Origin of the sequence: Azospirillum sp. TSO5 (assembly GCF_003116065.1) — a bacterium.
Lineage (GTDB): Bacteria > Pseudomonadota > Alphaproteobacteria > Azospirillales > Azospirillaceae > Azospirillum.
Window position 1 is genome coordinate 1 of the sequence record NZ_LGQY01000092.1, and the last position, 23,596, is coordinate 23,596.

A 23,596-nucleotide genomic window follows, 5' to 3' on the forward strand; every position below is an offset into this window, starting at 1 on the left:
CCACCGCCGACGTGTTCGATCCCCTGCCCCCCCCCCGCCCCTACAAGCGGTCATGGACGCTGGAGGAGGCGCGCGCCTATCTGGTCCAGAACCGCGGCCTGCATTTCGACCCGTCCCTGCTCGACGCCTTCCTGTCGCGCTGGGACGATGTCTGCAGGATCCACCACGAGAACGCCGACGAGCTGCCGGCGCTCATCCCCGAAGAGGCGTGAGCCCCGGCAGGACCAGTCGACGGCACGCCCTCAGTTGACGATGCGCCAGGTGCCGTCGGGCTGGAGACAGGCGGTGCCGTAGACCGGCTGCGACCGGCCGCCGACTATGGCGCGGCTCTGGTATTCGCGGCATTGCTGACCGCTGCGCGAATAATAGACCGGACCGGCCGGGTCGACGCCGAGCGCGGACGGCGGCGGCTCGTAGTATCGGACGGGCGGCGGAGGCGCATAGATGACCGGCGGCGGCGCGTAATACTGCACCACCGGCGGGGGCGGGGCGTAATAATGGTAGGGGCGGTAATAGCCGTAGCCCGGGAAAACCGGCCCGATGCCGATGCCGACCGACACCGATGTGCGCGCCTGCGCCGCTCCCGGAACCGACATCACCGCGGCGGCGGCCACGGCCGCCAGCATCACAGCACCCAGGGCGACCGCCCTCCGCACCGTCTTCATCATCTGTCTCCCGCCACGACGCGAGGCCGCGGTCCCGCCAGTCGCATGGCTCCGGCAGGCATCATACACCTGTCCCGCGGCGCATCACAGGGGCTGCGCGCGGGACCCGGTCGAGGGCGGTATGCAGGACGATCAGATGTCGAGCGGCAGATTGTCGGGGTCGAAGCCCAGCTGCTCCACGATGGCGCGGGCGAGCGGGATGCTGGTCTCGAACCGCCATTCGGCCATGCCGGGGCGGTATTCCGACACATTGGGCCGGCCATTGGCGAAGCGGCGCGGGTGCAGCTCGTACCAATAGATGTCGCTCAGCGACACGCCCTGTTCCTGCGCATAGACCTCGGCGATGCGAGGCCAATCATTCACGGCCGGCTGGGGCGACCCGGCCGCTTTGGCGATGTCGGTCTGTTCCAGGAAGGCGACGATGCGCTTCCCCTCGCGCTCGAAATCGGCGACCCGGATGGTGACGGGCTGCTTTCCTTCACGCTGATAGGTCCACTCGCGGTTCTTCTCGACCAAGGCCTTGTCCACGGCAAATGCTCCGGTTTACTCCTGCAAAGGCTAACCGACAGGCCCGCCTTAATCCAACTGTTCCGTTGCCTTTCCCAAACGGGCACGAGCCCTCGGGCCCCGCGCCGCCCGGCACGGCGGATCAAAGGTTACCAAAGCACGCCGCTTTTTCTTTGTACACGGGAATGTGACGCCCGGCCTGCGCCGGGCGCCTCGTCGCTCCTCTCCCTCAGTATCCGCCGTTAGTATCCGCCATCAATATCCGAGAGTCATGCCGTCGGGGTTGCGCGGGTCGGAATAGCCGTACAGCCCGTCGTCGCGCAGCTGGATGGTCTGGGTGCGGCCCATCGTCGGCTTCACCGCCACCTTGTGGCCCATCCCTTCCAGCAGACGCACGGTGTCGGGGCTGAGCCCCTTCTCCACCCGCAGCTCGTCGGGGGTCCACTGGTGATGGACGCGCGGCAGGGCGGCGGCCTCGGCCGGGTTCATGTTGAAGTCGATGTGGTCGATCACCGTCTCCATCGTGGTGGTGATGATGCGGCTGCCACCGGGGCTGCCGGTGACCAGCCAGGGCTTACCGTCCTTCAGCACGATGGTCGGCGACATCGAGCTGAGCGGCCGCTTGTAGGGCTGGACGGCGTTGGCGTCGCCGCCGACCAGACCGAAGGCGTTGGGCACGCCCGGCTTGGCCGAGAAATCGTCCATCTCGTTGTTCAGCAGGATGCCGGTGCCCTCGGCGACGATGCCGCTGCCGAAGTTGAGGTTCAGCGTGTAGGTGGTGCTGACCACGTTGCCCTGGCTGTCCGCCACCGAGAAATGAGTGGTCTGGTCGCTCTCGTAGGGCGCCGGCTTGCCGGGCTTGATGCTGCTGGCCGGGGTCGCCTTCTCCGGATCGATCTTCGCCGCCAGCTCGTCGGCGTATTTGCGCGAGGTCAGGCCCTTCACCGGCACCTTGGTGAAGTCGGGATCGCCCAGATATTCGGAGCGGTCGGCATAGGCGAGCTTCATCGCCTCCGCCATCAGGTGGATCGCCTTGGCGCTGTCGGGGCCGTAGTCCTTCAGCGGCCAGCGCTCCAGGATATTCAGCATCTGGATGATGTGCGTCCCGCCGGAGCTGGGCGGCGGCATCGACTTGACCGTATAGCCGCGGTAGGTGCCGCTGACCGGCTCGCGCTCCACCACCTTGTAGGCCTTCAGGTCCTCCTTGGTGATGTACCCGCCATGCTTGGCCATTTCCGCCGCGATCTTCTCGGCGATGGCGCCTTCATAGAAGGCCTTCGCCCCCTGCTGGGCGATCATCTCCAGCGAGTTGGCGAGGTCGGGGTTGGCCAGCGTCTCGCCGGCGGTCAGCGGGCGGCCGTCCTTGAAGAAGATGGATTTGGTGGCATCCCACGCCGCCAGATGGTCGCGCTCGACCTCCAGCAGGCCGGCCAGCTGCGGGGTGACGGTGTAGCCCTCGCGCGCCAGCTTGATCGCCGGGGCCATCACGTCGGCCAGCTTCATCGTGCCGTATTTTTCCAGCGCATGGGCCAGCCCGGCGACGGTGCCGGGGATGCCGACCGCCAGATGGGTGTAGAGCGAGCGGTCGGGGACCACCTTGCCCTGCTGGTCGAGATACATGTCGCGGAAGGCCTTGGCCGGGGCCATCTCGCGGAAGTCGATGGCGACGTCCTTGCCGCTCTTGGCGTCATGGACGACCATGAAGCCGCCGCCGCCGACATTGCCGGCGTTCGGCAGCACCACCGCCAGGGCGAAGCCGACGGCCACCGCCGCATCGACCGCGTTGCCGCCGCGCTTCAGGATGTCGACGCCGATCTCGGTCGCCAGCCGGTGTTCGGAGGCGACCATCCCGTTCTGGCCGCGGACGGGATAGAAGATGTCGTAGCCGATGTCGTAGCGGACCGAGGCCGGTGCGGAGGTGGCCTTCTGGGCGAGCGCCGGCACCGGCAGCACGAGTGCCGAACCGACGCAGAGCGCCGCCAACGCCGCAACGGCGGAACGGGATCGAATAGCGGGGAACCACATGCGGTGAATCTCCTGAGCGGGACGTCAGGTCGGGGGCCGCAGCCCGGGTGAAGGCAGGATGTCACACCCGCCTTCCCCGGTCTTCACCCCGTCGCTGGTCTGCCCAACAATTCACCATCAGGGTTAATGGCGTCACGCATTCCCGTGAATGGAATGCGACAGACGGTGAACGGATCCGATCCGGTGTGCGGCCGGTCAGTAGGTCTCCGCCATGCGCGAATGATTGACGCCGCGCGACTCGCCATAGGAGCCCCCCTGGGAGCCGCTATGGCCCACCCGGTCATGCTGGTGGCCGGACAGGCGTTCCTTGACCGGGCAATGGCCGCTCATGCCGCGGGCGACCAGGGCGGCGCCGACCAGCCCCATGATGGCGCCGGGGATGCTGGCGCCCTTGCGCAGGCCGCCCGCCGCGACGGCGAGGCCGAGACCGGTCGAGACGATGCGCTCGCCCATGCCCATGTTGGTGTGGCCTTCGAACACGCTGTCGTAGGCGTCGCGGATCGTGGATTGGGCGTTCATGGCTGCTCCGGGGCTGGAATGGACTGGAACCGCCCCTTCCAACGCCGCGACGCCCCTTCCTGTTCCCTCCGGAGACCTCACGGGGCCGCGCTCAGCCCTCCACCACCGCCATGTCGCGGATGGAGCGGACCAGCCGGGACGGCTCGATCGGCTTGGACAGTACGGTCAGCTCCACCTCCTGCGCCGCCGCGGTGGAGGTCAGATCCTCGGCATAGCCGGTGACCATCAGGATCGGCGTCGCATCGTGACGGGCGCGCAGGGTGCGGGCCATCTCCAGCCCGGTCATTCCCGGCATCATGTGGTCGGTGACGATCACGTCCGGCCGGAAGCCGTGGTCGAGCAGCGAGAGGGCCGCCGCCGCGTCGGCCGCCTCGCGCACCGCGAAGCCCGCCTGTTCCAGATAACCGGCGGTGGCGCTGCGCACCAGTTCCTCGTCATCCACCAGCAGGACGGCGCAGCCCTCGCCGACACCGGCCGCGTCCGCCTTCTCCGCCTCCGGCGCCGGGGACGCGGCGACTCCGGCGGAAGGAGCATCCGCCTCCTGACGCGCGCGCGGCAGATAGAGCGTCACCGTGGTGCCCAGCCCCTGCCGGCTGTCCAGCTCCACCCCGCCGCCGGACTGGGTCGCCAGCCCATGCACCATGCTGAGGCCCAGCCCGGTGCCGCGACCGACCTCCTTGGTGGTGAAGAAGGGTTCGAAGGCGCGTGCCTGCACCTCGGCCGGCATGCCGGTGCCGGTGTCGCGCACCCGCAGCACGACATAGTCGCCGGCCGCCATCCCGAGCACGGGTCCGGCGCCGACGGACCGGTTGCCGGCCAGGATCCACAGCGTGCCGCCGCCGGGCATCGCGTCGCGGGCGTTCAGCGCCAGGTTCAGCACCGCCATTTCCAGCTGGGTCGGGTCGATCATCGCCGGCCACAGGTCGGGGGCGAGCTCCGTCTCGATCCGCACCGATTGGCCCAGCGTGCGGGCGAGCAGGCGGCTGACCCGCTCCACCAGCGCCGCGACGTCGACCGGGACCGGACGAAGCTGCTGCCGGCGCGAGAAGGCCAGCAGATGCTGGGTCAGGGTCGCCCCGCGCTCCACCGCCTGCAGGGCCAGCCGCGCCGGTCCGGCGATGCGCTCGTCTTCGGTGCGGCTGTCGATGACATGCAGGTTGATGCCGATGGCCTGCAGCAGATTGTTGAAATCATGGGCGACGCCGCCGGTCAGCTGGCCGATCGCCTCCATCTTCTGGCTCTGGCGCAGGGCGTGTTCGGCCTGCTCCCGCCCCTCCACCGCGCGGCGGGCGGCGTCCATCGCCCAGGTCGCCGCCTCGTACGCGCTGAACTGGCGGGCCAGCGCCCACAGCGACAGCAGCAGCGCGGCGATGCCGGCGGCGCCGGCGGCGCCGATGGTCCAGGCCTGGATGCGCCACTCGCTCAGCACGGCGTCCAGCTTGCGGGTGACGTTGACGACCAGCGGGTAGTCGGCCAGCGCCCGCGTCGCCACCAGACGGGCGCCGTCATCCAGCCCGGGAGAGAGATAGACGCCGGACCTCGCACGCTCCAGCACCTGCAGGAAACGGCGCGGCCCCACCGCCCGGCCGACATCCGGCAGCACCGGATGGCGCGCCAGCAGGATGCCGTCGCGCCGCCAAAGGCTGATGCTGCCGTCGCTGTCCGGCTGCAGCGCCTTGTAGATCCGCTCGAAATAGCTCAGCTCGATGGCGCCCAGCACCAGCCCGACGAAACTGCCGTCCGGGCCGCTGATCCGGCGGGCCAGATAGATGGTCCAGCTGCCGTTGCCGCGGTTGCGCACCGGTTCGCTGATGAAGGGCTCGTCGGTATCGTGGTCGCGCAGATAGGCGAAATAATCCCGGTCGGACACGTTGACCGGCGGAATCGGGTAATAGCGCGAGAAGTTGATCAGGTGGCCGTCGGCGGCGATCATCGTCACCGCGTCCAGCTGCGGAAGTCCGGAGATCCGCGCCCGCAGCATCTGGTAGGTGTCGCGCCCGCCCATCCGGCGGACATAGTCTGCGGGCGTGGCGATGCCGTCCGCCTTCATCTGGTCGATGATCGTGGTCAGGACCAGATCGACGCTCTGCGTCGCGCTGGCCGTCTGTTCCGCCAGCGACAGGTTCAGGGTGGTCAGCTCGCGCTCCGCCCCCGCCAGTTCGCGCTCGTGCATGCTGACGATGTAGTGGATCGTCGCCGTCAGCAGCACGGCAACCGACAGCCCGCCGATCAGCAGCAGGATGCGCAGCGGCCGGCTGGCGCGCAGATGGGCCAACCAATGATAGGCCGGCGGAACCGGCGTGCCACCCGGTGTGCCACTGGCCGGCTGCGCGGTCCTTTCGGGAGAGATCAAAGCTTGCCTATGGTTTAGTGACGCACCGATCGACCGGAATGATCCAAAGGCCATAACGCCGCGTCAAGCTTGTCAAGGTTAATAGGACCTTGACGATTTCAGACTCCAGACCGCTGCCCCGCGGCGGGTACGCGCGGTCAGGCCCGCGCCCGCACCGGGGACGGCAGCTTCAGAACCGACAGCGCCAGCCCGGCGAAGACCAGCAGCCCGCCGGCCAGCTTCGCTGTGGTGAAGGTCTCGCCCAGCAGAAGCGCGCTGGAACTCATGCCGAAGATCGGCACCAGCAGCGAGAAGGGGGCGACCAGGCTGGCCGGGTAATGCCGCATCAGGAAGCCCCAGGCCGCGAAGCCGAACAGCGTCGCCGCCGCCGCGATGTAGACCAGCGAGCCGACCCCGACCAGCGTCAGGGTGGTGAAGGCATGGGCGATGCGGTCCGGCCCTTCCAGCGCCAGCGACATCGCCAGCAGCGGCAAGGGCGGGATCAGGCTGACCCAGACCATCAGGCTGAACAGGTCGGGCGCCTTGGCCTGCTTCATCACGATGTTCGACACGCCCCAGGCCGCCGCCGCCGCCAGCGTCAGCCCAAGGCCGAGCAGCGAGTCGCCCGCCGGCATCTCCAGCGCGATCAGCCCGACGCCGGCGAAGGCGACCACCATGCCGCCGATCTGCCGCGGCCCCGGCCGGTCGCCCAGTGCGAAGGCGGCGAAGATGGCGGTGAAGAAGGCCTGCGCCTGCAGCACCAGCGAGGCGAGCCCCGCCGGCATGCCGACGTCGATGCCGAGGAACAGCAGCGGGAACTTCACCACCCCCAGCATCACGCCGATGCCGATCACATAGCGCCACGCCACCGGCGGCCCCTTGCCCCAGCCCAGCACCACCACCGGCAGCGCCGCCAGCGCGAAGCGCAGGCAGGAGAAGAGCAGCGGCGGGAAATCGCGCAATCCGACCTTGATCGCGACGAAGTTGAAGCCCCAGACGGCGGCGACCGCCACGGCGAGCAGGATGTGGGAAGCACGCATGATCGGGAGGCTAAACGGGCACTGCGGGGGCGGTCAATCGGCGGCAAGGCGCGCTTGCCGCGTGGCTGACCTGCGCCCCGCAACCAAGGGCAGGCATCACGAATCCGCGTGCAGGATCCGGCATTCGTCCGACGCGTTGATCGCCCAGGACGATCCCCCCAGCAGCATCGTGCCGAGCTCCCCCAGCCCGCTGCTGCGGAAGCTGACGCGGTGGGCGCGGGCCAGCGGCTCCATCTCCTCCAGAAAGCCCTTGGTCGGCACGGCGACATAGAGGCTGCCGTTGGGCAGGCCGCGGGCGCTCAGCGACAGGCGCGGTCCCATGTCGGCGCTGACGGTCAGGTCATAGCGTTCGCCGGGCTTCACCACGGCCCCGCTGTCCGACGGGGTGAAGCCCGACAGGATGAATCCCGATTCGACGGAGGCGGTGCGGAAGCTCAGGCGCGGCGCGGCGTTCTGCCCGACCGGGATCCCGCGCTCGGCGACGCAGAAGCGCTTGCCGCTCGGCGGCGAGTGGACGGTGACTGTCCAGCCCTTGCCGGAACCGAAGGGCTTGGCCGGCCCATCCTCCAGCCCGGCGGCGGGCGGCGGCGAGGCCGGCTGCGGCGGCACGGTCTCGCAGGCGGCGAGCGCCAGCGTCAAGCCGGCCAGCAGGGCAAAAGGCGTCGCCACCCGGACGGCACGGCGGTCCATGAAGGCCGGCCGCAGTCGGGCGACGGGTGCAAGGTGCGGCCGATCCATCGCGGCGTCCTCCCCATCCCTGGTCATGATGCGGCGACTTCCATACCACGTTCGCATGCGCCAGCGCGACGGTCGCGGGAAGCCTCCGGCCTGTGCTAGAACCAGGGGCCTCTCTCGCAGCAAATCTCCGGTTGCCATGCCCCACGCCGACTTCATCCACCTGCGCGTCCATTCCGCCTATTCGCTGTCGGAAGGTGCGATCAAGGTGAAGGAGCTGGTCAAGCTCTGCCTGAAACAGCAGATGCCGGCCGTCGCGGTCACCGACACCGGCAACCTGTTCGGCGCGCTGGAGTTCGCGCTTGCGGCATCCGATGCCGGCGTGCAGCCGATCATCGGCACCGTCCTGGGCATCACCCGCGTCGGTCCCGCCCAGACCAAGCCCGGCCTGCCCGGCAAGGCGGCGTCCACCCCCGACCAGATCGTCCTGCTCTGCCAGAACGAGGAGGGCTACCGCAACCTGACGGCGCTGGTGTCCAAGGCCTTCCTGGAGTCGGACCCGCTGGCCGGCCCGCAGGTGACGCTCGACGCGCTGGAGGGGCGGTCCGCCGGGCTGATCGCGCTGACCGGCGGCCCCGGCGGCTCCGTCGGCCGGCTGCTGCACGAGGGGCAGAAGGATCTGGCGCTGGAGGTTCTGGAGAAGCTGAAGCGCCTCTTCCCCGGCCGCCTCTATGTCGAGCTGCAGCGGCACGAGGGCGGGCGCGGCCATTTCGCCACGGTGGAGAACGCCGTCGAGCCGGCGCTGATCGACCTCGCCTATGCCCATGACCTGCCGCTGGTCGCCACCAACGACTGCTATTTCGCCACCGCCGACATGTACGAGGCGCACGACGCGCTGCTCTGCATCGCCGAGGGCGCCTATCTCAGCCAGGAGGACCGCCGCCGCCTGACCCCCGACCACCGCTTCAAGTCGGCGGAGGAGATGCGGCTGCTGTTCGCCGATCTGCCGGAGGCGGTGGACAACACGGTCGCCATCGCCCGGCGCTGCTCCTTCCTGCTGAAGCCGATCAAGCCGATCCTGCCGCCGTTCGCCTGCGAAGGCGGTCGCACCGAGGATGACGAGCTGCGGGCCCAGTCGCGCGCCGGCCTGGAGATGCGGCTGGAGAAGGTCGTCTTCACGCCCGACATGACGCCGGAACAGCGCGAGGAGACCCGCAAGACCTATTTCGAGCGGCTGGAGTTCGAGCTGGACGTCATCGTCAAGATGAAGTTCCCCGGCTACTTCCTGATCGTGTCGGACTTCATCAAATGGGCGAAGAACCAGGACATTCCCGTCGGTCCGGGCCGCGGGTCGGGCGCCGGCTCCGTCGTCGCCTGGGCGCTGACCATCACCGACCTCGACCCGCTGCGCTTCGGCCTGCTGTTCGAGCGCTTCCTGAACCCCGAACGCGTGTCGATGCCCGACTTCGACATCGACTTCTGCCAGGACCGCCGCGAAGAGGTCATCCGCTACGTCCAGAACAAGTACGGCTACGACCGCGTCGCCCAGATCATCACCTTCGGTAAGCTGCAGGCGAGAGCCGTGCTGCGCGACGTCGGCCGCGTGCTGCAGATGCCCTACGGGCAGGTCGACAAGATCTGCAAGATGGTGCCGAACAACCCGGCCAACCCGGTGACGCTGCAGCAGGCGCTGGACAGCGAGGAGATGCTGCGGCAGGCGCGCGACAGCGACGACACCGTGCGCCACCTGATCGACATCGCGCTGAAGCTGGAAGGTCTGTACCGCCACGCCTCGACCCACGCCGCCGGCGTGGTGATCGGCGACCGGCCGTTGCAGGAGCTGGTGCCGCTCTACCGCGACCCGCGCTCCGACATGCCGGTCACCCAGTTCAACATGAAGTATGTCGAACAGGCCGGTCTGGTGAAGTTCGACTTCCTCGGCCTGAAGACGCTGACCGTGCTGAAGACGGCGGTCGATTTGATCCCCGAGAAGCCGGACCTGACCACCGTCCCGCTGGACGACGAGAAGAGCTACCAGCTGCTCAGCCGCGCCGAGGCGACGGGCGTGTTCCAGCTGGAAAGCTCGGGCATGCGCGACGTTCTGCGCCGGCTGAAGCCGAACCGGCTGGAAGACATCATCGCGCTGGTGTCGCTCTATCGTCCCGGCCCGATGGACAACATCCCGAAATACATCCGGGTTAAGAACGGCGAGGAAAAAGCCGACTACATGCATGACAGCCTGGAAGGCATCCTGAAGGAGACCTTCGGGATCATGATCTACCAGGAACAGGTCATGCAGATCGCCCAGGTGCTGTCCGGCTATTCGCTGGGCGGCGCCGATCTTCTGCGCCGCGCCATGGGCAAGAAGATCAAGGAGGAGATGGACAACCAGCGCAAGATCTTCTGCGACGGCGCGGAGGCGCGCGGCGTGAAGGCCGATCTGGCCAGCATGATCTTCGATCAGGTCATGAAGTTCGCCGGCTACGGCTTCAACAAGTCCCACGCCGCCGCCTATGCCCTGGTCGCCTACCACACCGCCTATCTCAAGGCGAACCACCCGGTGGAGTTCATGGCGGCGTCGATGACGCTCGACCTCGGCAACACCGACAAGCTGAACGTCTTCCGCCAGGAACTCGCCCGGCTGCGCATCAAGCTGCTGACGCCGGACATCAACAGGTCCGACTCCATCTTCGGGGTGGAGCAGCTGCCCGACGGCACCAAGGCGGTGCGCTACGCGCTGGCCGCCGTCAAGGGAGTCGGCCAGCCCGCCATGCGGGCGGTGGTGGAGGAGCGGCGGAAGAACGGCCCGTTCAAGAGCCTGTTCGACTTCGCCCGCCGGCTGGATTTGAAGACCATCAACAAGCGCCAGCTTGAGAATCTCGCCTGCGCCGGCGCCTTCGACGGGCTGAACCCCAACCGCGCCCAGGTCCATGCCGCGCTGGAGACCATCATCCGCTATGCCCAGGCGGAGGCGGCGGAGCGCGACAGCGGCATCGGCAACCTCTTCGGCGGCGGTGGCGGCGGCTTGCCCGAACCCGAAATGCCCAAGGTCAAGGACTGGGAACCGCTGGAGAAGCTGAAGCACGAGTTCGGCGCCATCGGCTTCTACCTGTCGGCCCACCCGCTGGACGCCTATTCCGGCCCGCTCGGCCGGATGAAGGTGGTGCGCTCCGCCGATCTGGCGAACGTCGCCAAGGCCGGCGGCATGACCCGCCGCGCGATGGCCGGCATCATCGTGTCGAAGAAGGAGAAGACCTCCAAGTCCGGCAACCGCTTCGCCTTCGTCGAGCTGTCGGACGCCGCCGGCGGCTACGAAGTCACACTGTTCTCGGAAATTCTGGCGGCCAACCGCGCCCTGCTGGAGCCGGGCAACGCGGTTCTGCTGACCGTCGACGTCCAGTTGAACGGCGAAGAGATCCGCCTGACCTGCCAGGAGATCAAGCCGCTGGAGGAGGCCGTCGCCTCGGTCAGCGCCGGCCTGCGCGTGGTGCTGCGCGAAACCGGCCCGATCGAGCATCTGCGCGCCACGCTCGACCGGTTGTCACGCGGCAAGAGCCGCATCAACGTGCTGGTGGAGGTCGACCCGCTGAAGGAGATCGAGATCGAGCTGCCCGGCAGCTACACCATCACCGCCCAGAGCCGCTCGGCCCTGAAGGCGGTGCCGGGCGTGGTGGAGGTGGCGGAGTTGTGACCTTACCGGCGGCGCCAGCCTTCGGCCGCTTCATCGCCATCGACTGGTCCGGTGCGCTGGCCAAGCGCTATGCCGGCATCGCGGTGGCGGAATGCGTGGCCGGCGACGACGCCCCCCGGCTGGTCGAGGGACCGGGCGGCTGGTGGTCGCGGACGGCGGTGTTCGACTGGCTGCGCGCGGAGCTGCCGAAGGAACCGGCCGTGGTCGGCATCGACTGCGCCTTCTCCCTGCCCTTCGCGGTGGCGGCGCGCGGCTTCCCCGGCCGGGAAGCGACGGCCTTCGACCTGTGGGACGCGGTGGAGGAGGTCTGCGCGGCGGAGCCCGATTTCGGCGGCGGCCCCTTCGCCAGCCACCCGGTGCACGGCGCCGGTTTCTGGCATGTCGGGCCGCAGCCGGACTGGTACGAGGACCCGCACCGCGCCACCGAATGGGCCTGCCGCGCCGACGGTCTGGGCCACCCGCAGAGCCCCTACAAGCTGATCGGGTCAAAGCAGGTCGGCAAGGGCGCCCTGGCCGGCATGCGGGTGCTGCGCGCCCTGCGCGCCGCCCTGCCTGGCCGGCTGGCGGTCTGGCCCTTCGAGGATCCGGTGCCGGGGCAAAGCGTGATGGTGGAGATCTACCCGCGCCTGTTCCTGAAACACACCGGCTTCGGCCAGCGCAAGATCCGCGACGGCGGCGAAATGGACGAGGCGCTGCGCCGGCTGGGCTCGCACCCTTTGCAGCGGTCCGGTATGGTCAGCGACCATGACAGCGACGCGCTGGTGTCGGCCGCCGGCCTGCGCTGGCTCGCGGCAAAGGCGGCAGCCTGGACGCCGCCGGGACTGGATGACACCGCAAGGCGGCAAGAGGGATGGATTTTCGGCGTGGGGATGACCGGATCATGACGGCAATCGGCATCGCGCCGGCACAACAGGACCTCGCGCGCGGCTCCCGCCGTCCGGCCATCGACGTGGCGCGCGGGCTGGCGCTGGTTGCGATGGCGGCCTATCACGGCAGTTGGGACGCCACCTATTTCGGGCTCGCCCGCTTCGACCTGCTGGGCGATCCGCTGTGGCTGGCGGCGCGCACCGTGATCCTGTCGAGCTTCCTGCTGCTGGCCGGCATCGGGCTGGTGCTGGCGACCCGCGACGGGCTCGATCCGGGGCGCTTCCTGCGCCGGCTGGGACGGGTGGCGGCGGGGGCCGCGGCGGTGTCGGCGGCGTCCTACGCCCTGTTCCCCGACAGCCCGATCTTCTTCGGCGTGCTGCACCACATCGCGGTGGCGAGCGTCATCGGCCTCGCCTTCGTCCGCCTGCCGGGCGCCCTGACCCTGGCGACGGCGGCTGCCGCGGTGCTGATCGGGACGACGCAAGGCCTCCCGCTGTTCGACAGCCCCTGGCTGCGCTGGATCGGGCTGACCACGGTGGCGCCGGATTCCAACGATTTCGTGCCGCTGCTGCCCTGGATCGGCGGCGTTCTGGCCGGGATCGGGCTGGCGCGGCTGTGGCCGGCGATGGGCGAGGGCGTGGCGGTGACCAGCGGCGCCGGGCGGCTGCTGGCCTTGGCCGGGCGGCACAGCCTTGCGGTCTATCTGCTGCACCAGCCGCTGCTGTTCGGCATCGCCTGGGCCGCGGCGCAGTTGTCGCCGGTGGAGACACCTGCCGCACGCGATTTCCAGGCGGCCTGCGTGTCGAGTTGCGAGCGCGCCGGGGTGGCGTCGGCGACCTGCACCGCCAATTGCCGCTGCGTGCAGTCGGAACTGGCGCGGATCGGGGTGTGGGAGGGGTTCGTCGCCAACCGCCTCAGCGAGCGCGATCAGCGCGGGCTGGAGGCCGCGGTCGCCGCCTGTCGCAAGCCCTGACGGCTGCGGTCGGAGCGGCCCCGGTTAAGACGGCCCAGAATCAGACTGTCCAGAATCAGCCGGCCCTAAATCAGACCGACTGCCGCTTTTCCAGCAGGCCGCGCAGCAGGCTGGTCAGCGTCTCGGCCAGCTTGTACTGGTCGTCGCCCGGCAGACCGGCGATGACGCCGGCGAAGTCGTTCAGCGGGTCGTGGCGCAGCAGTTCCAGCGCCTTCGGCGTTGGGTGCAGTTGGGTGACGCGGCGGTCCTCCGGAACCGGCACGCGGACCAGCAGCTCCTTGCCCACCAGCACCTCCACCATCTGCGAGGCGGCCCCGCGGGTGGTGGCGTGGAAGTCGGCGAAGGCCGACACCGTGCGCTGGCTGTTGTTGGCGCCGGCGAAGTAGCGCAGCGCCGTCCACTGCGACGGCTTCAATCCGTGGGTATAGCCCAGGCTGTCGGCGATGTGGGCGATCTGAAGCATGACGTCGGCGATGGCCTGCGGCGACGCGCCACCGGCATGATCCGCTTCGGTGAAGTCCATGGCCGCTCCGATGGATCCGGCTCCCGTCGCGCCGGCGCCGATGGATGCCGCGTTGTTCCGCATCGCCATCCGGCCCGCAGCGACGCCGCGCACTTTTGCAAAGTCCATTTGTTCCACTCTATAAAGTTTAGTGGCTATACGATGGGCGTATCAAAAGGCAGGCAGCTATCGCGGTAAGGCGGCAGCCACGTCGATCATGACACCACCACATATATTAGCGCGGTCGAACAAAAAACGAAACATCGAACACTTCATCTTTTTGTTGCAAATTGTCGCATCGCTTTGAGCCCGGCAAGAGAAACCGAGTTCCCGGAAGCCAAGCAAACTCAGGCGGAATCGGCATATCGGCCATGCCGACTCGCTTCGTCGCCATGTTTCACTGGCGTAATCTTCGATTCGGCGGTATACGCGCGCGATGACCACATCCCCCGTTCCGAAGTCCGCATCGCCGGCCGCCGCCCAGACCATGGGCGCCCCGAAGGTCGGCATCGTCAGCCTCGGCTGCCCCAAGGCGCTCGTCGATTCAGAGCGCATCCTCACGCGCCTGCGCGCGGAGGGGTACGAGATCTCCCCCAGCTACGACGGCGCGGACGTCGTTCTGGTCAACACCTGCGGCTTCCTCGACAGCGCCAAGAAGGAGTCGCTGGACGCCATCGGCGAGGCGATCAAGGAGAACGGGCGGGTCATCGTCACCGGCTGCATGGGTGTGGAATCGGACATGATCCGGCAAATCCACCCCGACGTGCTGGCCGTCACCGGTCCGCACCAGTATGAACAGGTGGTCAGCGCCGTGCATGACGCCGTGCCGCCGACGCACAACCCCTTCACCGATCTGGTGCCGCCGGAAGGGCTGCGGCTGACCCCGCGCCACTACGCGTACCTGAAGATTTCCGAAGGCTGCAACAACCGCTGCAGCTTCTGCATCATCCCCAGCCTTCGCGGCGATCTGGTCAGCCGGCCGATCCATTCGGTCCTGCGCGAGGCGGAGAAGCTGGCGGTCGCCGGCGTCAAGGAACTGCTGGTCATCTCGCAGGACACCAGCGCCTACGGCGTCGACGTGAAGTACAAGACGGAGAAATGGTACGACCGCGAGGTCCGCACCCGCTTCTTCGACCTGTGCAACGAGCTGGCGAACTTCGACCTGTGGGTCCGCCTGCATTACGTCTACCCCTACCCGCATGTGGACGAGGTCATCCCGCTGATGGCGGAGGGCAAGATCCTCCCCTATCTCGACATCCCGTTCCAGCATGCCTCGCCCACCGTGCTGAAGGCGATGCGCCGCCCGGCCGCCCAGGAAAAGCAGCTGGACCGCATCCGCAAATGGCGTGACGAGTGCCCGCATCTGGTCCTGCGCTCCACCTTCATCACCGGCTTCCCCGGCGAGACGGAGGAGGACTTCCAGTTCATGCTGGACTGGCTGAAGGAGGCCCAGCTCGACCGCGTCGGCTGCTTCAAGTACGAGCCGGTGGAGGGCGCCACCGCCAACGACCTGCCCGGCGCCGTCCCGGAAGAGGTCAAGCAGGAGCGCTGGGAACGCTTCATGGAGACGCAGAAGGCGATCAGCGCCGAGCGGCTCCAGCAGAAGGTCGGCTATACGCTGGGCGTGCTGATCGACGAGGTCGACGAGGAGGGCGCCATCGGCCGTTCCTACGCCGACGCGCCGGAGATCGACGGCAACGTCTTCCTGAACGGCGAGACCGGCCTGAAGCCCGGCGACATGGTCGACGTCACCATCGAGCATGCCGACGAATACGACCTGTGGGGCAGCGTCGAACGCGACCTGTAATCCAACCGGACTGGAGAGCGCCATGCCCGTCACGCCGGACGATACCAGACTGATGGACGTCCAGCAGGGCGGGCGCTGCTTCTTCTGCGACGGGCCGGTGGGGGCGAAGGCCACCTTCGACCACCTGATCCCCCAGGCATACGGCGGGATCGACGATCCGGCCAACGTCGTGCTGGCGCACCGCCGCTGCAACCAGCGCAAGGAAGACCGGCTGCCGACCGGAGAGGAACTCGACCGCTTCTTCGCGCTGCGCCGCTCCAGCCGGCTCGGCGTCTGGCCCCCGTTGCGCGCGCTGCGCGATGCGGATGAGTGGGCGGAGGAGGAGCGGTGGATGGCGGTGGCGCAGGCGATCGCCCGGCAAAGCTGAGGTCAACCGCAACCACGACCGAAACCAATGCCGACCGATCCGGTTAAGGGGGGACACCTTATATAAGGGAGATTCCCGGATGACCGGCCAGCAGAACAAGCAACCCCACACCGAGCAGACCGTCCGCCACACCGAGGGCGAGCAGAACACCGGCAACCACAAGAAGCCGGACGCCCCCGACGCCAAGGGTGCCGACCGTTTCGGCGGCACCCGCGCCGGTGCCGAAAACGTCGAACCCAAAAAGTAAGCGGCCGGAATAGGGCCTTTTCGGGCTGGCATCGCACCGCCGGCCTGTGCGAGATCCGGGGGACGGCATCCAGGGACCCTATTTTCCCCAGTGACCGCCCCCACTTCGCACCCGTGACCTGATGGCCCCTTCGATCTTCAAGCGCTACAAGCTCCACTTCACCCGCCCGCTGCCGGGTTTGCGTCCGGGACGGCCGGAACGCGACGCCATGGTGGAGCGGGTGCGGCGGTTGGCCAGCGAGAACGGCATGGCCGGCGACCTGCACACCATCGCCCCCAACGCCGGCTTCGGCATCCTCGAAGTCCGCTGCACCGAACGTCTGGCCCGCCGCCTGTCCGACCTGTCGGAAATCGAAACCGTTCAGGAAGCCTGACCGATCCTTCCGAAAATCGGCGGCACATCAGGACAAACCCCAAGGGGCCGTCCGGTCGAATCCGGCATCGACCCGCCCGGATTCGTGATAGTTTGAGCCTGAAGCATTGTTCGGGCCGCACCGCGCATGGTCACCATAAGGTGGCACATGAGGGCGGCATAAGAAGGGGGATTCGTGGGACGCTTCCTACGGGGCGCGCTGGTGATGGTCGTGGTGCTGGCCGCGTTGGCGGGCAATGCGGGCCACCGGATCTACCACGATTACCAGGACACGCTGCAGCGCCGCTTCGCCATGGTCCGGGACATGGCCCGGTTGGTCGACGACCATGTCCACCGCACGGTGCGCACGGCCGACGTTGCGCTCGACCAGACCGCGGCGATGGTGGCGGAAGCCGGCGGTCCGCAGAAGGTCCGCGACCTGAAGCATTGGACCCGGCTGCGCGAATATGCCGCCCAGGTCGAGGGCGCCGACGCCATCTGGATCTATGACGCCGACGGCCGGACCGTTCTGGAATCGGCCAGCTTTCCCAACCGCATCGCCGACTTCGCCGATCCGTCCGGGCTGGAGGCCCTGCGCGGCGGCGCGCGCCTGCATGTCGGTGCGGCGCAAACCGTCCGCAGCGGCGGCCAGCCGCCGGTCTTCCCGGTCTCGCGTCCCCTGTACGACGATGAAGGGCGTTTCGTCGGAATGGCGTCGGCAACGATCCGGGTGGACTCGCTGACCGATTTCTACGCCCTGCTTGGCGTCGAGTTCGATCCGCTGATCGGCGTCTACGGTCCGGCCGGCGAGGTCATCGCCCGCCGCCCGCCCCCCCTGGAGTCGGCCGGCAAATCGGTGGCCGGCGGGCTGGTGTTCCAATCCAAGCTGCGCGAGGCGCCGGAAGGCCAATTGCTGCTGCAGTCGGTGCTGGACGGGGTGTCGCGCATCGCCGCCTACCGGACGGTGCGCGATTATGGTCTGGTGGTGCTGACCGGTATCGGTCGGGACGAGGCAATGGCCGACTGGCGCACCCGCACCCTGCACACCGTGCTGGAGACGATCGTCGGGCTGCTGGCGATCCTGGCGATGCTGGGTTGGGGCCTGCGCTATCTCGACCGCGAGCGCAAGGCGCAGGTGGCGCTGGCCGAGGCGCGCAGCGCCGTGGAGCGGACCAGCGCCGAGCGCGACGAGACCGCGCGACTCGCCGCCGAACTGGACAAGGCCCGCGACATGGCGGAGACCGCGCGCCGGGCCGCCGAGGCCGCCAACCATGACAAGAGCGAGTTCCTGGCCGGCCTGAGCCACGAGTTGCGCACGCCGCTGAACGCGGTGATCGGCTTCTCCGACCTGATCGCCCGCGAGGCGGAAGGCCCGGTCGGCACGCCCTCCTATCGGCAATATGCCGCCAATGTCCGCGATTCCGGCCAGCATGTGCTGGAACTGATCAACGAGATCCTCGACCATGCGCGGGCGGAAGCCGGGGCGCTGGCGCTCGAGGAAGGACCTTGCGACCTGGAGGATGCCGCCGATTTCGCCGTGCGCATGCTGACCCCGCGGGCCGAGCATGCCGGCGTGCTTCTATCGGCGGTGGTGGAACCGGCGGTGCGCAACCTGCACGGCGACGACCGCCGCATCCGCCAGATCCTGCTGAACCTGATCGCCAACGCGGTGAAATACACGCCGTCGGGCGGGTCGGTGACCCTGTCCGCCGCCCTGGACGACGGCATGCCGGTGATCCGCGTCATCGACACCGGACTTGGCATCCCGGCCGAGGATCTCGACCGCGTGCTGGAGCCCTTCGCCCGTGCCGGGAACGCCGCCAGTCGCGAGGCGGAGGGCACCGGGCTGGGCCTGCCGCTGACCAAGCGGCTGGTCGAACTGCATGGCGGTACCCTTTCTCTGCGCAGCACGCTGGGCGTCGGCACCACGGTGACGGTGCGCCTGCCGGCGAGCCGCCTGCTGCCGGCGGCCTTGCCCTCCGGGGAGACGTGCGCGCCGCCGGTCGAGCCCGCCGCCGCGCCGGATAAAGCACCGGATACCGCCCCGGATTCTGCCGCGCCGCCTCCCGCTCCGGCCGCCGTTCCGTCCTGGGCGCCGTCCTCCGGGCCGCTGTCGGTCCTGCTGGTGGACGACGACCCGACGGTGCGCGACATGGTGGCCGGGCTGCTGCGCGGCTGGGGGCATCGGGTGATCGCGGCGGCCAACGCCAACGAGGCGCTGGTGGTGCTGGACGGGCCTGAGCCGCTGGACCTGCTGCTGAGCGACGTCGTCATGCCGCCGGGCATGGACGGGACGGAGTTGGCACGGCACGCCGCCCGCATGCGCCCCGGCCTGCCGGTGCTGCTGGCCTCCGGCTTCGCCGCCCATGCCGCCGGCACCCCGTCCGCCTTCGGTCCCGACGTCGCGATGATCGCCAAGCCCTTCGCCATCGACGACCTGCGCCGGCAGCTCGCCCGCATCGCCGCCCGGCAAGGCGGCTCCGCACGTCCGGCGACGGCCGCCGGTTCGCCTTCCCCACCCCCGACCGACCGTCCCGCCAACCGCTCCCCCGGACCGCCGCGCCTGCTGATCGCCGAGGATCTGGCGATCAACCGAGAACTGCTGGCAGCCCTGTTCCGCGACAGCGGTTACGCCATCGATCTGGTGGCCGACGGTACCGCGGCGGTGGAGGCGGTGGAGGCCGGCGACTACGACCTCGTGCTGATGGACGTGCAGATGCCGGGCATGGATGGGCTGGAGGCGAGCCGCGCCATCCGCGCGATGCCGCCGCCGCGCGGCGACCTGCCGATCCTGGCGCTGACCGCCGGTTCGTCCCAGGAGGAACGGCGCGAATGCCGCGAGGCCGGGATGAACGGCCATGTCGGCAAGCCCTATGACCGCGAAATTCTGCTGCGTCAGGTCGCCCGCATGCTCGACGCCACGCGGAGCCGCACCGGCACCGCCTGAAGGTCGGCGCAGCCTGACGCCGCTCAGACCAACGCCGCTCAGGGCTGGTCGAACACCCGCGGGAAATGGGCGAGCCGGCGGCCGAACAGGCTCTGCGGCGCGGAGTCGGTCGCCGCCGGCGCCGTCTGCGCCTGCGCCATCGCGGGGGGCATCGCCGCGTTGGCCGGCAGCGCCGTCACCGGCAGGGGGGTGGACGACAGCGCGCGCGCCGAGGTCGGGCGCGGGCGGCGTTCGGACTTCTCGGGCGGGGCGTAGAAATGCAGGGTCAGCTGGCCGTCGGCTTCCGCCGCATAGGGCAAGCCGGGGACCGTCCGGCGTTCGGTGCCGGGAAACACATACTGCTCACCTTGATCGGTGCGTTCGATATGCGGCATGACCGGTATCCTGTCTCCACCGCACCGATCCTGCCGTTACCGTCCTTGCGGGTCAAGGCCGCGCTGCATCACGAAGGGCTTATCCGTTCGCCCCATCGTTCTGCGGGCGTTCTCCCCCCCGGAAAGGCGCCCTTACGGGCGCAGCAGGGCGGCGACCAGCAGGTAGGACAGCCAGGCGACGATGCCGGAGGCGGGAATCGTCAGCACCCAGGCCCAAACGATTCGGCCGGCCAGCCCCCAGCGCACCGCCGAGGTGCGGCGGGCGGAGCCGACGCCGACGATGGCGCCGGTGATGGTGTGGGTGGTCGACACCGGAATGCCCAGCCACGTCGCGCCGAACAGGGTGATGGCGCCCGCCGTCTCGGCGCAGAAGCCCTGATAGGGCTTCAGGTCGGTGATGCGCGAGCCCATGGTGCGGACGATGCGCCAGCCGCCCATCATCGTGCCCATCCCCATCGCCACCTGACAGGCGATGATGACCCAGAAGGGGACGTGGAAGGTATCGCCCAGCATGCCCTGGCTGAACAGCAGCACGGCGATGATGCCCATCGTCTTCTGCGCGTCGTTGCCGCCATGGCCCAGGCTGTAGAGCGCCGCCGAAACCAGCTGGAGATGGCGGAACTGCCGGTCGACCGTGAAGGGGGCGGCGCGGCGCAGCGCCCAGGACGCCACCAGCATCAGCAGCAGCGCCAGCAGCAGGCCGATGCCGGGCGACAGCACGATGGCGACCGCCGTCTTGGTGAAGCCGCTGGCGACGATGGCGCCGAACCCCGCCTTGGCGATGCCGGCCCCGGCGATGCCGCCGACCAGCGCGTGCGAGGAGGAGGACGGCAGCCCCAGCCACCAGGTGATGAGGTTCCAGCCGATGGCGCCGACCAGCGCCGCCAGGATCACCGCCGGGTCCATCACCAGCGGATCGACCAGCCCGGTGCCGATGGTGGTGGCGACATGCAGGCCGAAGAACAGGAAGGCGATGAAGTTGAAGAAGGCCGCCCACAGGACCGCCAGCTTGGGCGACAGCACGCGGGTCGACACCACGGTGGCGATGGAGTTCGCCGCGTCGTGCAGGCCGTTGATGAAGTCGAAGGCGAGCGCCACCAGAATGATGAGGACGATCGCCGGCAGACCGAGTTGCAGGGCCTCCATCGACGCGGCCTCAGACCTGATCGAGCGTGATGCCCGCGACAAGGTCGCCGACGTCGTCGCAGCGGTCGGTCACCGCCTCCAGCATCTCGTACAGCTCGCGCCGGCCGAGGAAGGCGATCATGTCCGGCTTCTCCGCGATCAGCGCCTTCAGCGCGTCGCGCAGCACATCGTCGGCCTCGTCCTCCAGATCGGACAGCCGGCCGCAGAGATGGTCGATCCGCTCGGCGTTGCGGGCGATTGAGCCCAAGAGCGGCATCAGTTCCAGCAGCACGTCGGCCTGCTGGCGGATCAGGGCGACGAAGCGGCGCATCGGCTCGTCGAACACCTCGACGCCGTACAGGCCGGCATGGCGCGGCACCTCGTCCATCAGGTCGATGGCGTCGTCCAGCGCGTTGATCAGCGACAGGATGTCCGACCGGTCGAACGGCGTGATGAAGGCGCGGTGCAGGTCGCGCCCCGCATCCTTGGCAACGCGGTCGGCGTCCTTCTCCACCCGCTTCAGCGCCGCGATCTTCTGCGTGCGGTCGTCCGGTTCTGCGTCCATCACCGCTTCCAGGGCAGCGGCGGCGGCCACGATGTGACGGGCCTGCTCGACGAACTGGTCGACGAAGCGTTCCTCCTTCGGCATCAGCGAACGGAATGCGCGCAGCAGCATGGGACGGTGACTCGCCTGTATCTGGATAGGGGACTGGTGAGATTTCGGGCTGCTCTTACCACGCTTCGCGGTGCGGTGCAGCGGCGGCATGTCATGTAAACGCCATGAAAACGTCATTCGGTAGCAAAATCGCCACAGGTCGCGGCATTTCGCCGCTTTTCCCGCCACCGCACCGGCCGGACCGCGCCCCATAAGGGGGGCCATGGAAAGCCGCCCGCCGCCTCCCCAAATCTCCCGAAGGCCCCTCTTCGACCGCAGGTCCTCCCGCATGACGTGCCCGACCAATCCCCTCCGCCGCCTTGGCATACCGGCCATCGCCGCCCTGCTGCTGAGCGCCGCGCCGCTGCACGCCCAGACGGCACCTCCCGCGGCGCCACCCCCGGAGGAACCGGCCGGCCGCTGCAGCCCCACCGTCTCGGCCGCGCTCGGCGCCTGGGACACTGGTCTGGCGGCGGCGGAGCGGTTCGGCGACAAGGCGGTGGCGGTGGCGCGCGAGAAGGGGCGGGAGTATCTGCTGCCGCTGCTGGGCATCGACCCGAAGACGGCGCAGCCCGATGCCAGGGGCGGCAACACGACGGATGATGTCGGCCGCGCGCTGGAGGAAAGCCGCGACGACCCGCAACGCCGCGCCGCGCTCTGCGCCGCCATCACCCGCGCCGCCGACGAGGCGAAATCCTCCGCCGGCGCCGGGCTGGACGCGCTGAGGCGGGCGCTGGATAATTGGCAGCTTTCGCCGCCCGCCACCCCGGCTCCGGCTCCGGTTCCAACCCCGGCCCCGCCGAAGCAGGACGGCCTGATCCGGACCTGACCGGCGGCGATAGCCGCCGCCACCCCATGGGCAAAACCGCGCCCGGCGCAAGAGGGGATTGCCGAAGGACCGGCCCGGAATTTGCCGCGTCAGACCCGCGAAACGGTCACAGGCGGAATAATTCGCCCCGACCTATGTTCATGCTGGTATCGGCCGGTCCGCGGCGGCATCGTCAAAGCGTTTTCGCCGAAACGGGCGCCGGGACGTGCGATGTGGCACCATCGTTGAATTGTCACAGCCGAACGTCATAGGCACCGTTGTGGAATCTGGTCCGAAGGTCTAGTCTGTTCGTGTTCCCAACAAATTCCCGAACATGGGAAGGTGCCATCCATGAATCTGCACAGTCTGGCCAGCGACATGGTTCAAACCGTCCTGGCCTGTGAAAAGGCGCTCCCCGGTCGGGCGAACGCCGATGACCAAGATCTTGCCCGGCACATCCTGGTCGAACCCGACCACGCCTGGCATGTTTGCGAGACCTATGCCCGCGCCGTCTGCATTCCGGTCGAACAGCTCCCGGTCAGCCAGCTCCGCGGCCTCATCAGCGACATCGTCCTGTCGAAGCTTCCCCGTTACGACTGAGTTTCTCGATCCCTAGGGCCGGCACCGTATCCGGCGATGGCCGGAACGATCCGGGTTTTCCAATCCCGCACTCCAAGTTCCGTGGTGCCACCATGGCGATCGAGCTTCATTCCTTCACCGTAACGCTGGCCGTCGCGGATGCGACCGGTTGCGCCAGCGCCGCCGAACACCGTGCCCGCATCTGGAGGGCCGTGTCCGAACTGTCGGCCGCCGTCCGCAATGCCGGCATGGCGACCGAGGCCCGCTTCCGCGGCCAGGACCGCCAGGGCCATGTCCTGTTCGAGGCGACCGACACCGGCGCCGCCTTCCTGCGCGGCCTTCCGGTCATCGCCAGCGTCGACGACGCGCGCAGGAACGGCGGGCGCGTCCAGCTTCGCCACTGACGGGGCTACTTGTCTCTTTAGGGGCGATTATCGGCTGTCATCCCCGCGAAGGCGGGGATCCAGAAAACTCCGCGGATAAGCCGCTGAACAGGCTGGATTCCCGCCTTCGCGGGAATGACGGCTGATAAAAGTGCAA

General features: G+C 68.7%; 22 protein-coding genes and 1 pseudogene. 12 read left to right on the top strand and 11 right to left on the bottom strand.

From position 1 onward, the window contains the following. Positions 1–212 (top strand): annotated as a pseudogene (locus TSO5_RS22215) (two-component system response regulator); the annotation flags it as partial. Between the two features lie 30 nt (positions 213–242). On the opposite strand, the gene TSO5_RS22220 reads toward TSO5_RS22215, so the two are convergent. The 7 genes from TSO5_RS22220 to TSO5_RS22250 form a co-directional block, all read right to left on the bottom strand. Continuing rightward, positions 243–668: a hypothetical protein gene (locus TSO5_RS22220; protein ID WP_247870893.1), complete on the bottom strand. Its 426-nt coding sequence runs from the start codon at positions 666–668 to the stop codon at positions 243–245. Positions 669–797: 129 nt separating this feature from the next. After that, a complete protein-coding gene (locus TSO5_RS22225) occupies positions 798–1,193 on the bottom strand; it encodes a hypothetical protein (protein ID WP_109153679.1) in 396 nt (131 codons plus the stop codon). 234 nt (positions 1,194–1,427) lie between these two features. Then, a complete protein-coding gene (gene ggt / locus TSO5_RS22230; protein ID WP_109153680.1) occupies positions 1,428–3,197 on the bottom strand; it encodes a gamma-glutamyltransferase in 1,770 nt (589 codons plus the stop codon). 195 nt (positions 3,198–3,392) lie between these two features. Next, on the bottom strand, positions 3,393–3,716 hold the full coding sequence (locus TSO5_RS22235; RefSeq protein ID WP_109153681.1) for a DUF2892 domain-containing protein: 324 nt from the start codon (positions 3,714–3,716) through the stop codon (positions 3,393–3,395). Between the two features lie 91 nt (positions 3,717–3,807). Continuing rightward, entirely contained in the window at positions 3,808–5,991 is a 2,184-nt protein-coding gene (locus tag TSO5_RS22240; protein WP_158282470.1) for a hybrid sensor histidine kinase/response regulator, read from the bottom strand. A gap of 215 nt (positions 5,992–6,206) precedes the next feature. Next, positions 6,207–7,088, bottom strand: a complete 882-nt coding sequence (locus TSO5_RS22245; RefSeq protein WP_109153683.1) for an EamA family transporter — start codon at positions 7,086–7,088, stop codon at positions 6,207–6,209. Positions 7,089–7,184: 96 nt separating this feature from the next. Continuing rightward, positions 7,185–7,853: a hypothetical protein gene (locus TSO5_RS22250; RefSeq protein WP_247870894.1), complete on the bottom strand. Its 669-nt coding sequence runs from the start codon at positions 7,851–7,853 to the stop codon at positions 7,185–7,187. A 109-nt stretch (positions 7,854–7,962) separates the two neighbouring features. On the opposite strand from TSO5_RS22250, the gene dnaE reads away from it, so the two are divergent. The 3 genes from dnaE to TSO5_RS22265 are packed head-to-tail and all read left to right on the top strand — an operon-like array spanning position 7,963 to position 13,294. Further along, on the top strand, positions 7,963–11,454 hold the full coding sequence (gene dnaE / locus TSO5_RS22255; RefSeq protein ID WP_109153685.1) for a DNA polymerase III subunit alpha: 3,492 nt from the start codon (positions 7,963–7,965) through the stop codon (positions 11,452–11,454). Next, positions 11,451–12,338, top strand: coding sequence for a hypothetical protein (locus TSO5_RS22260; RefSeq protein WP_109153699.1), 888 nt, complete (start codon positions 11,451–11,453; stop codon positions 12,336–12,338). Before dnaE ends, TSO5_RS22260 begins: the two co-directional genes overlap by 4 nt. After that, complete coding sequence (locus tag TSO5_RS22265) at positions 12,335–13,294, top strand: heparan-alpha-glucosaminide N-acetyltransferase (RefSeq protein ID WP_247870895.1); 960 nt, start codon at positions 12,335–12,337, stop codon at positions 13,292–13,294. Before TSO5_RS22260 ends, TSO5_RS22265 begins: the two co-directional genes overlap by 4 nt. 70 nt (positions 13,295–13,364) lie before the next feature. Here the strand turns inward: TSO5_RS22265 and TSO5_RS22270 are convergent, their stop codons facing one another. Then, on the bottom strand, positions 13,365–13,925 hold the full coding sequence (locus tag TSO5_RS22270) for a MarR family winged helix-turn-helix transcriptional regulator (RefSeq protein WP_247870896.1): 561 nt from the start codon (positions 13,923–13,925) through the stop codon (positions 13,365–13,367). Positions 13,926–14,283: 358 nt separating this feature from the next. On the opposite strand from TSO5_RS22270, the gene rimO reads away from it, so the two are divergent. From rimO to TSO5_RS22290, 5 genes are all read left to right on the top strand, one after another. Then, a complete protein-coding gene (gene rimO / locus TSO5_RS22275) occupies positions 14,284–15,603 on the top strand; it encodes a 30S ribosomal protein S12 methylthiotransferase RimO (protein ID WP_109076221.1) in 1,320 nt (439 codons plus the stop codon). A gap of 22 nt (positions 15,604–15,625) precedes the next feature. Continuing rightward, positions 15,626–15,970, top strand: coding sequence for an HNH endonuclease (locus TSO5_RS22280; protein WP_109153687.1), 345 nt, complete (start codon positions 15,626–15,628; stop codon positions 15,968–15,970). A gap of 79 nt (positions 15,971–16,049) precedes the next feature. Further along, positions 16,050–16,217 (top strand): hypothetical protein, encoded by a 168-nt coding sequence (locus TSO5_RS33005; RefSeq protein WP_167393469.1) that lies wholly within the window; start codon positions 16,050–16,052, stop codon positions 16,215–16,217. Between the two features lie 121 nt (positions 16,218–16,338). Further along, positions 16,339–16,590, top strand: coding sequence for a hypothetical protein (locus TSO5_RS22285; RefSeq protein WP_042690341.1), 252 nt, complete (start codon positions 16,339–16,341; stop codon positions 16,588–16,590). 174 nt (positions 16,591–16,764) lie between these two features. Further along, positions 16,765–19,515: a response regulator gene (locus TSO5_RS22290; protein ID WP_109153688.1), complete on the top strand. Its 2,751-nt coding sequence runs from the start codon at positions 16,765–16,767 to the stop codon at positions 19,513–19,515. 38 nt (positions 19,516–19,553) lie between these two features. On the opposite strand, the gene TSO5_RS22295 is transcribed toward TSO5_RS22290, so the two are convergent. From TSO5_RS22295 to TSO5_RS22305, 3 genes are all read right to left on the bottom strand, one after another. Next, positions 19,554–19,889, bottom strand: a complete 336-nt coding sequence (locus tag TSO5_RS22295; RefSeq protein ID WP_109076201.1) for a hypothetical protein — start codon at positions 19,887–19,889, stop codon at positions 19,554–19,556. A 132-nt stretch (positions 19,890–20,021) separates the two neighbouring features. Beyond that, a complete protein-coding gene (locus tag TSO5_RS22300) occupies positions 20,022–21,035 on the bottom strand; it encodes an inorganic phosphate transporter (RefSeq protein ID WP_109153689.1) in 1,014 nt (337 codons plus the stop codon). Between the two features lie 10 nt (positions 21,036–21,045). Further along, positions 21,046–21,690, bottom strand: coding sequence for a DUF47 family protein (locus TSO5_RS22305; protein ID WP_109153690.1), 645 nt, complete (start codon positions 21,688–21,690; stop codon positions 21,046–21,048). 268 nt (positions 21,691–21,958) lie between these two features. On the opposite strand from TSO5_RS22305, the gene TSO5_RS22310 reads away from it, so the two are divergent. The 3 genes from TSO5_RS22310 (at position 21,959) to TSO5_RS22320 (ending at position 23,460) form a co-directional block, all read left to right on the top strand. Beyond that, positions 21,959–22,498 (top strand): hypothetical protein, encoded by a 540-nt coding sequence (locus TSO5_RS22310; RefSeq protein WP_109153691.1) that lies wholly within the window; start codon positions 21,959–21,961, stop codon positions 22,496–22,498. 330 nt (positions 22,499–22,828) lie between these two features. Beyond that, positions 22,829–23,077 carry a hypothetical protein gene (locus TSO5_RS22315; RefSeq protein ID WP_109076205.1) on the top strand — a complete coding sequence of 83 codons (249 nt, stop codon included), beginning with the start codon at positions 22,829–22,831 and terminating at the stop codon, positions 23,075–23,077. A 92-nt stretch (positions 23,078–23,169) separates the two neighbouring features. After that, positions 23,170–23,460: a hypothetical protein gene (locus TSO5_RS22320; RefSeq protein WP_109076206.1), complete on the top strand. Its 291-nt coding sequence runs from the start codon at positions 23,170–23,172 to the stop codon at positions 23,458–23,460. Positions 23,461–23,596: the final 136 nt, after the last annotated feature.